2 protein-coding genes are annotated in these 313 nt (G+C 57.5%); one reads left to right on the plus strand and one right to left on the minus strand.

Features of this window, described 5'->3' with window-relative positions; genetic code table 11:
* Positions 1–5: 5 nt before the first annotated feature.
* On the plus strand, positions 6–86 hold the full coding sequence (locus E5Q11_RS17500; protein WP_228260645.1) for a cyanase: 81 nt from the start codon (positions 6–8) through the stop codon (positions 84–86).
* 25 nt (positions 87–111) lie between these two features.
* Here the strand turns inward: E5Q11_RS17500 and E5Q11_RS17505 are convergent.
* A partial coding sequence (locus tag E5Q11_RS17505; RefSeq protein ID WP_135804719.1) for an ACT domain-containing protein occupies positions 112–313 on the minus strand: 202 nt, incomplete at its 5' end.

The raw sequence follows: 313 nt of genomic DNA on the forward strand, positions 1-313 counted from the left end.
TGGACATTGAAAAGGAAGAGAACCCCAAAGGTGACCGCGTGGTGGTCACCATGAATGGTAAATTCCTGCCTTACAAGGCCTGGTAAGTCGTAGGTTGGATTATGGCCCGGCTCAAGCGGATTGAGACCGGGCCAGGGGAACCTTCCCGACCAGGCCCACCCCCACCACCGTATGCAACTTCTCCAACTGCGCCTGCAGCATGGCAATCGGCCGCGTACCCTCGAGGGTCAGGTGGATATCCAGATGCTCGTCCAGGCTGTCAACGGCCATACTTGCAATCCGAAAACCACGGATTCGGACAACCTGGCAGAGC

The sequence above is a fragment of the Marinobacter confluentis genome (assembly GCF_004785685.1).
Lineage (GTDB): Bacteria > Pseudomonadota > Gammaproteobacteria > Pseudomonadales > Oleiphilaceae > Marinobacter > Marinobacter confluentis.